Source organism: Pseudoxanthomonas sp. LjRoot204_2 (genome assembly GCF_056175765.1).
This window is the reverse complement of the sequence record NZ_JBGFFG010000131.1, coordinates 1-7,969: the sequence shown is the minus strand read 5'-3', so window position 1 is coordinate 7,969 and position 7,969 is coordinate 1. Positions and strand designations below refer to the sequence as shown.

3 protein-coding genes are annotated in these 7,969 nt (G+C 67.0%); 1 reads left to right on the top strand and 2 read right to left on the bottom strand.

Translation table 11 applies throughout. The features are described 5' to 3' along the window. The coding region (locus AC04L7_RS08085) for a hypothetical protein (RefSeq protein ID WP_475512797.1) at positions 1–1,243 on the top strand (1,243 nt) is incomplete at its 5' end. A gap of 70 nt (positions 1,244–1,313) precedes the next feature. Here the strand turns inward: AC04L7_RS08085 and AC04L7_RS08080 are convergent. Together AC04L7_RS08080 and AC04L7_RS08075 are read right to left on the bottom strand one after the other, a co-directional pair. After that, positions 1,314–5,030: a hypothetical protein gene (locus tag AC04L7_RS08080; RefSeq protein ID WP_475512796.1), complete on the bottom strand. Its 3,717-nt coding sequence runs from the start codon at positions 5,028–5,030 to the stop codon at positions 1,314–1,316. Between the two features lie 11 nt (positions 5,031–5,041). Next, positions 5,042–7,891 (bottom strand): OmpA family protein, encoded by a 2,850-nt coding sequence (locus tag AC04L7_RS08075; RefSeq protein WP_475512795.1) that lies wholly within the window; start codon positions 7,889–7,891, stop codon positions 5,042–5,044. Positions 7,892–7,969 lie beyond the last annotated feature (78 nt).

The following is a 7,969-nucleotide window of genomic DNA, read 5'->3' as shown; positions in this document are numbered from 1 at the left end:
GGCCAAGGCGTTGGCCTCGCTGGCCCGCAACTATGCGTCGGTCGGCGACTATCCCCGTGCGCTCGAGCTTGCCAGCGAGGCCAGCCAGCTGCTGGCGGACCAGCCGGTGGATGCATCCGACACGCAGGCCATGCTCGCCATGCTGCTCAACCTGCAGGCGCGCCATGCCGACGCACGGGCCGCCGCCACCGTCGGCCTGCAGCGATCCACCTCGACGCGACCCACCGCGGACCTGACGACGCTTGATCTGCTCGTCGAGCTGGCGCGCGCAAACTGGGAACTTTCGGAGTACGACGCGGCCTTCGACGCCCTCGCCTTCGCGCATGAAACCGCATCCGGACTGTCATCGCGCGCCGCGTCCGACCTGACGGTCGAACTGCTCATCCTGCGTGGACAGTGGCATCTCCAACTGATGGACCTGGCGAGTGCGGAGCGCGACCTGCAAGGCGCCGCCAAGGCGGCGCGGGGCGGCGCGCCATCGTGGGGGGAGCATGTCGAGGAGGCCCAGCTGCCCTTGCTGATGATGCAGGGGCGTCACGGCGAAGCCTACGAACGCGCCACTGCGCTGCTCAACGCGCGCCGAACGCGGCTGGGCGCGGATCATCCGGATACGGCGCGCAGCCTGCGCCTGCAACTGGAGGTCGCCCAACAGGCGCCTGCGATCGCCCCCGTTACCCCCGACGCGCTCGACGCCGTGCGTGACAGCATCGTATCTGCCTATGGGAGCCAGCACCCGGAGTTCGCGCGCCAGCTGATGCTCGAGGCCCGCGTGCGCTCCCCGGACAAGCCCGGCACCGCACTCGAACCGGCGCGCCAGGCCGTCCAGCTGCTGGAAGGTACGTTGGGACCGCGCCACCCCACGACCCTGGCGGCCAAGGAGGAACAGGCGGGCTTGCTCCTCGCCTCCCTGAGGCTCGTCGCTCCCGCCGACAGGGAAGGGCTTCGCGGCGAGGCCATCGGCCTGCTGCAGGAAGTGATCCATACCACTGCGCTGCGCCACTGGCCATCGCCTACCGCGAAGTACGCGCTGGCACGGGCGCTGCGCGAGCGCGCCGCACGCGGCGGGACCACCTCGGCCTCGGATCGCCAGCAGGCGGAGACGCTGCTTCAGGATGCGCTGGTGGARGCCAGCCGCCACCTGGGTGCCCGCCATGCAACGACGTCGATGATCCGCGATGCGCTGGTAAGTGGGCACGCGGCCGTCGCGACCACATCCAACACGCAACGATCGCCCTCGCCCTGACCGGCCCGCACCAGCAGGCCGCTCGTGATGCGAAAAGACCGCCGACGATTGCTCGCCAGCGGCCGTGGCATCAGTACGTGCCGACGAGGTTGAGGAACCAGCCCTTGTGGTCGTAATCGAAGTCGGTCAGATCGTCGCTGAACTCGGTGAAGTTGTAGCCCACGCCGACCCGGAAGTTCTTGCCCAGGTCGCGATCGACACCCAGCAGGAAGCCCTGCCTGGAGCCGCCGTCCTCGACATCGAGCCAGCGGTACTCCGCCAACGCATGCCACTGCGTGCGCAGGTCGTAGCGCACCTGCGCGGCCGCGAAGGTGGTGGCCGAGTCGAGCCAAGCACCGGTGCCGCGGCCCATGCGCACTTCGCCCTCGCGCCGCGCGAGCTTGCCGGCGAACTCCCAGCGCTGGTCCAGCTTGTACACGCCTTCGAGCGAGAAGATCTGCGACTTCTGGTCGTAGTCGGCGCCGCCAATCTGGCCGAGCGTGGCCAGGTCGTACAGGTAGGTGTAGCGACCGAACAGGCCCCACCGCTGGCTGTTCCAAGGGCGGTAGGCGAAGCCCACGTTGCCCTCGATGAAGCGCGCACTGGCGAGCGGATTCAGTTCATCGTCGGTGTCGGCATAGTTCAGCCGTGCCGCGATGCGCCAGCTTTCGTTGATCTTGTGGGTCAGGCGGTTGGTGCTGACCCACTGCTCGCGTTGCTCGGCCCCGTTGTCCTCTCGCCACTCCAGCTTGCTCTGCCAGTCGGTGTCCGGCGACGTGCGGCCACCGGAGACGCTGATCGCGCGGCGATCGACGTTGCCGCCGTCGGTGTTGGTCAGTTCGCCATCGGACAGCGTGAAGCCCAGGTTCCATCCCTGGGCGGGATAGAAGTCCATGCCGAAGGTGTGCGCCAGACCCGATGCGTTGCGCTCCTTCAGGAACTGGCTCTCGTTGTAGAGGTTCACCTGGTTGGACAGGCGCCAGCGTTGGCCCAGGGTCCAACCGTTCTGCGTGCGACGGTCGAAGACCGAGTCGTAGTCGGTGGTGTCGGTGGAATAGGTATACGCGCCGTAGATCGAATGCTCCGCGGTTAGGCGGTGCTCGGCATTGATCGTGGCGGCGTCGCCGCGATCGCCCGTGGTGACTTCCGCGCCTACCGACGACTGGTTGCCGTACAGATACTTGCCGCCCAAGGTCAGCGCGTTGTTGTCGGCATACTGGCCACCGTCATCGTCCAGCGTCACCTGCYCGATGCCGTAGAGCTCCAGCGTACTGCCGAAACGGTGCAGGTACTTCAGCGCACCGAGCGTACCGGCGGCATCGGCCGCAGTGCCTTCCTGGTCGACGCGACGGACTTCGGCACTGAACGTGCTGGCGTCGTTGACGCGCCACTCCAGCGTTGCCTGCGCCTGCGTGAGCGACTCGGCCCCGCTCTCGGCGCGGGTGTAGCGCGTGTACAAGCCCAGGTTCGGCGTGAACTGACCCAATAGTTCGGCCCCGTATTCGGTGATCGGCCGACCGGTGTCGTAGCGGGAGATCGAATAACCGGCGCTGGCATTGCGCCACCATGCGCCGACGCTCCAGTCCTGATCGGTCCAGCCCAGTTCCTTGAAGTTGGCGCGCGCTTCCAGCGACTTCGCTTCGCCTTCGCGGAACAGCGCGGTGTCGTTCTGCTGGATGAAGCTCAAGCCGCCATTGTCGGAGAAGAACACCGGCGCACCGAACGACTCGGTCTGCGCGTACTCCGCCTTGATGTAGGTGCCCTTGCCCGCCTGCAATGTCAGGTCGCCGGCGGCGAGCGTGTAGTCCTCGCCCGCCCGGTTTTCCTGCACGTACGTCGCACCGACGCCGACGTGGTTGCCGAACCAGTGCTTGCCGCGGAAGCCGGCGGTGACATCGTCGGCGTCGAACCCCGACGGTACCCATTCGTAATCCACGATCAGGCGCTGTTCGAAACCATCCAGCGGGGTATCACGCGTGAGCGTGGGGCTGTTCTCGCGGGTGATCTGAGCCAGCGGCCGCGTCAGCAGAACGCGACCCTGCAGCTCGTCGATCTCGTAGTCGGTGCCGCGCTGCAGGACCACGCGGTTCTCCGTACGACCGGTGGTCAGGTCGCGGATTTCCAGCGTCACCACGTCCGAGCCCGGCAACAGGTCGGTATGCCGCAGGTAGTACAGGCTGCCGCCGGTACCGATGAACTCGTTGTGGCCCGGCGCGGTTTCTGCCTGTGAACCGAACACGCGGAGCTCACTGCCCGGATCGCCCCAGCGGTTGGTGGCATTCGAGCGCCAGTTCAGTGCAGCGCCGTAGAGCGAGCGCTGGTACTGCGCGTATTCGGTGCCCGTGATGCCGGTACTGTAGTTGCCCCAGAGCGCCTGGTTCTTGTCCCAGTCCACGCGCAGGTAGAAGCGACCCATGGTGTCCACGTCGCGGTAGGTCGTGGAGTCGTCACCGTAGACGGGGTAGTAGAGATCCGGATCGAGGCGACGGAACACGTCCTGCGGATCGGCCTCGGTGAACCCGTCGAACAGGCGCTCGAGATCACGCTGGGTGGTGTCCGCCTGCGCGGTGACCAGGTACTTGCCTGCGTACTTGGCCTTGCCGTAGAACGCCAGCCGGCCGTCGCTGATCACGTCGTCCTGATAGCGCGTGTCGTTGGCGAAGGCGGCGCCCGAACCGCTTACCTTGTTCTGCGAGATGGTCACGTCGGCCAGGCCAACGCCGAAGAAATACCGCCCCGTGACATCGACGTCCAGCGTATAGCCAGGCTTGGCCTGCGCCGCACCCTCGCCGTCGCCCACGCCGATGTCGAACCGGTGCCGCCCGACCGGCACCAGGTACTCGGCCACGAACTTGCGCTCCAGGTCGACCGGGTAGCTTTCGCCATTGATCGTCAGCTGGCTGCGCTCGGGAATGTTGCGGCCCTGTATGCGGATACGCGAGCCGTACAGGGGGATGTTCTGCTGGCGCAGGCCGTTGTCGGCGAACACGTTGTCCAGCAGGCTCTGCGCCTGCGCCTGCTCGCCGCTCAGGGCGCTGCCCAGGGAACGTTCCACGCTGTCGCGGAGCAGGTTGGTGCCGCGTTCTGCTTCTTCGGGCGACACCAGCTGCAGTGTGCGCGGATAGGTTTCGTCGAAACTGTCGCCCTCTCCATAGGCACGCAGCACATAGACGAGTTCGTCACCCTTGCGGAAGGGGTACGTCGACGGCAACGCGCCGTCCCAGTCAGCGTGGGCGACTGCCGCCACGTCCAGCGGCACGGTGGCGATGGGTTCGATCAGGTCGGCATCGCTGCTGCGGTAAAGCGAGATTTCCAGGCGCTTGATGAAGGCCGGATAGTTGCCACGCACGTAGAACTGCACCGGTTTGGTGACGCGCTGACCGTCGAAAGCGACCAGCGTCGGTGCGGACACCGACAGTTCCGGTTGTCCCAACGTGGGATCTTCCGTCGCCCAGATGACACCCCCACCCGGCAGGTCGATGGAGAACTTGCCCATCGCCGTCGCCTTGCCGGGCTGCTCCGTCGCCACGGTGACGCGGCGATCCGGCTGCAGGGCCTCGGAAGAGGACCCCACATCCGTATTGCGGGTGACCGGCTTGTCATAACTGCGCGTGCGCAGCCGGAACAGCAAGCCTTCCTCACCCGTGCAACGGTCGCCGTCGCAATCCATCTGCTTGGCGGTCCCCTCGGCCTGGTCCTGCTGCGCCTGTGAAGGCGCAGCCGTCTGGCCGAAGGCGATCGGCGCCRAACCTGCCAGCAGGCCGATCAGCGTGTAATCCAGCAACTTCATCTTCATACGCTTCTTCATGATCCGCCCCCTCACTTCCGCACGCCGACAGGGGCTGTCGGATCGTTACTGGCTTCCACGCGCACCTTGGCACGCACTTCCTGGCTCAGGCGTTGGGCGATCGCGTCATAGACCGCCTTGGCGCGACGCATGCCGAGCGCGGTGTTGTACGCGTGCGRAGCGCGTATGTCGGTATGGCCGACGATGGCGATGCTGCCGCCACCCATCTTCTCCAGCGCCGCGGCGACCTTGTCCAGCAACGGATCGAACTCGGGTCGGATGGTGGACTTGTCGGTATCGAACAAGACCGTGCCCAGCAGCGCGCCGCCTTCGTCGACGCCCACGATGAGCGAACCCGGATCGTCCACGGTACCGCGCACGCTCACCACCAGGCCCCTGGCCGAGCCCGCGTCCAGCTTCTCCAGCAGCGCTGCCTTGACCGCGTTCGCGCGGTCGAAGGCCAGGCTTTCGCTGTCGCCGTTGGCATGGATGACCACGTCACCGCCCTGGTACTCACGCACCTTGGCCGCCATCGCCTCGATCACCGGCAGGTACTTCTCCCGGACCTCGGCGCTACCGGGGGCGAAGAACACTTCGCCCAGCTCCAGCTCGACCTGCTCCTGCCAGCCTTCGATGACCTGCTCCGGCAACGTCACGCCGAAGTCGAAGCGGACGGGCACGCCGGGGGTGATCCGGCGCAGCAGCGGGTTGTCGGTGGTGAACGCGGCGCCGCTCGGCAACGTGGAGGGATCGACCTTCAGGATGAAGTTGCGACCCCGCTCCCACGCGCCGCCCGGCACACCGGCCAGGTGGTAACGGCCGTACTGGTCGGTCTCGATCAGCAGGCCTTCCACCGACGCGATGCGCACGCCGGGGATGCCGCGCTCGTCGATGCCCGCATTGCGGATGACGTAGTCGACCACATAGCCGCCTTCGCCCTGCGACACGCGGCGCTCCACCGTCGGCGCGGCGGCATTGAGGCCCTTGGCCGCATCGCCGGACTGCTCGACGCGGGTGGCACCTGCGGCATCCATGCGCACCGTGACACCCTGGTCGGTGGTCAACACGAAGTCGTCGGTGAAGCTGGCCTCGCTCAGACGCTGGCGGATGACCACCGCGTTCGCGTCGACCGGCTCGGCCAGCGACTGGCGACCTGCGATCGCACCCAGCGCGATGCCGTGCAGCATCGGCGAACTCGCATCCGGTTCCGGCTGCGGACCAGCACCACGATCCACCGTGGTGGAGTTGGCGATATAGGCACCCGGCGCAAAGCCGCCCTGCACCGTGACGCCGCTCAACGCTGCGCTGTCCTGCCAACCGTCGCCATCGCGGTCGTTGAACACCGTACCGAACAGCAGGCTGTCGTCGACCAGCGCATCCGCCGTCAGCACGACCTCGGCCGTGGCCACGTTCGACACCGGATCATCGGTCGCCGAGCGCACTTGCGCCTGGTTGACGTGCGTACCCGGGCGGACGCCCGCACCGACGCGCATCACGTAGACCAGCGTGGCGGTCTCGCCGGCAGGCACGTCGACGCCGTCGATGCGGATCGGGTAGATACCCGACACCGTCGCCATCCGGTCGGCATCGCCGGCCACCAGCGACCCTTCCACGTAGCTGAAGCCAGCAGGGGGCGTATCGATGATGCGGCCGTCCACCAGATCACTGGTGCCCACGTTCTCCACGGTCAGCGTGTAGCGGACCAGATCGCCCACCTTCACTTCGCGCGCACCCGCCGACTTGCTGAGGCGGATCTCGGGCAGATTGACCGGGTGTTCCGTGCTGCAGGTCTGGCAGGATGGCGGCTGACCCGTCGGGTCGTCGGTGCTCGCCACCACCACGTTCGATACACGGCCACTGGCCGATGCACCGACCGTCGCGGTGTAGGTGAACACATGCGTGCCCACGGGCGTACCAGCCGACAGCGTGCAGGTCATCGTCGTGCCGTTGTAAGCACACCCTGCCGGCATCGCACCCAGAATCAGGCGCTGGTCCGGAGTATCGACCAGCGTCACCGCCGCACGGGTGGCCGACTGGCCGACCTGAACGGACAGGGTGTAGGTAATCACCTGACCGGGCTGCACGGTGGCGCCATTGGAAGGGTCGGAACTCTTGTTGACCACGATCGTGGGTGCCGCGACCGGCGTATCGATGTCGCAATCGGCGGCGCAGACCGGGTTGTCGTCGCTGGTGCCGACCACCGCGTTGCGTACGAAACCGGTGGCCTGGCCGTTCACCGTGGCCGTATAGCTCACTTCGTACACGCCCGGCGCCGTGGCCGCCGGCAGGGTGCAGACGAGCGGTTGCGTGCTCGTGCAGGTATAGGCACCGGCATTGGTCACCGCACCGAACGTCAGGCCCGTGCCCAGCGTGTCGGTCAGCGTCAGCACACCGGAGGTCGGCGCTGCCGCGACGGTGGTCGTCAGCGTGTAGGTGATCACGTCACCCGCCACGACCTGCGTCTTGCCGGCAGGCAATGCAGCCGACTTACCGTAGCTGATGATGGCCGGCAACGGCTCCGTCACGATCGTTTCGGTCTGGCAGCTGCCCTGGCAGGTGGGAGAGTCATCGCCCGTGCCCACCACGACATTGCGGACAAAGCCGGTGGCGAGGTCATTCACGATGGCCGAGTAGGTCACCGTGTACGTGCCGGGCGCCGTTGCGGCCGGCAGCGTGCACACCAGGGGATTCCCGCTGCCGCAGCTGAAAATGCCCGGGGACACGGCGCCCAGCGTCAGGCCGGTACCGAGCGTATCCGTCAGCGTAACGAGCGACGTGGTGCTGGCATCCGACACCTGGACCTGCAGGGTGTAGGTCAGGGTATCGCCGATCGAGACTTCCGTCTGGCCAGCCGGCAGCGTCACCGACTTGCTGTACGTCACCGCAGGCGCCGTCACCGGCGTGCTGGTGCCGCAGTTCGTCGTGCAGGTCGCGTTGGTGCCGACCACGGCGTTGTCCAC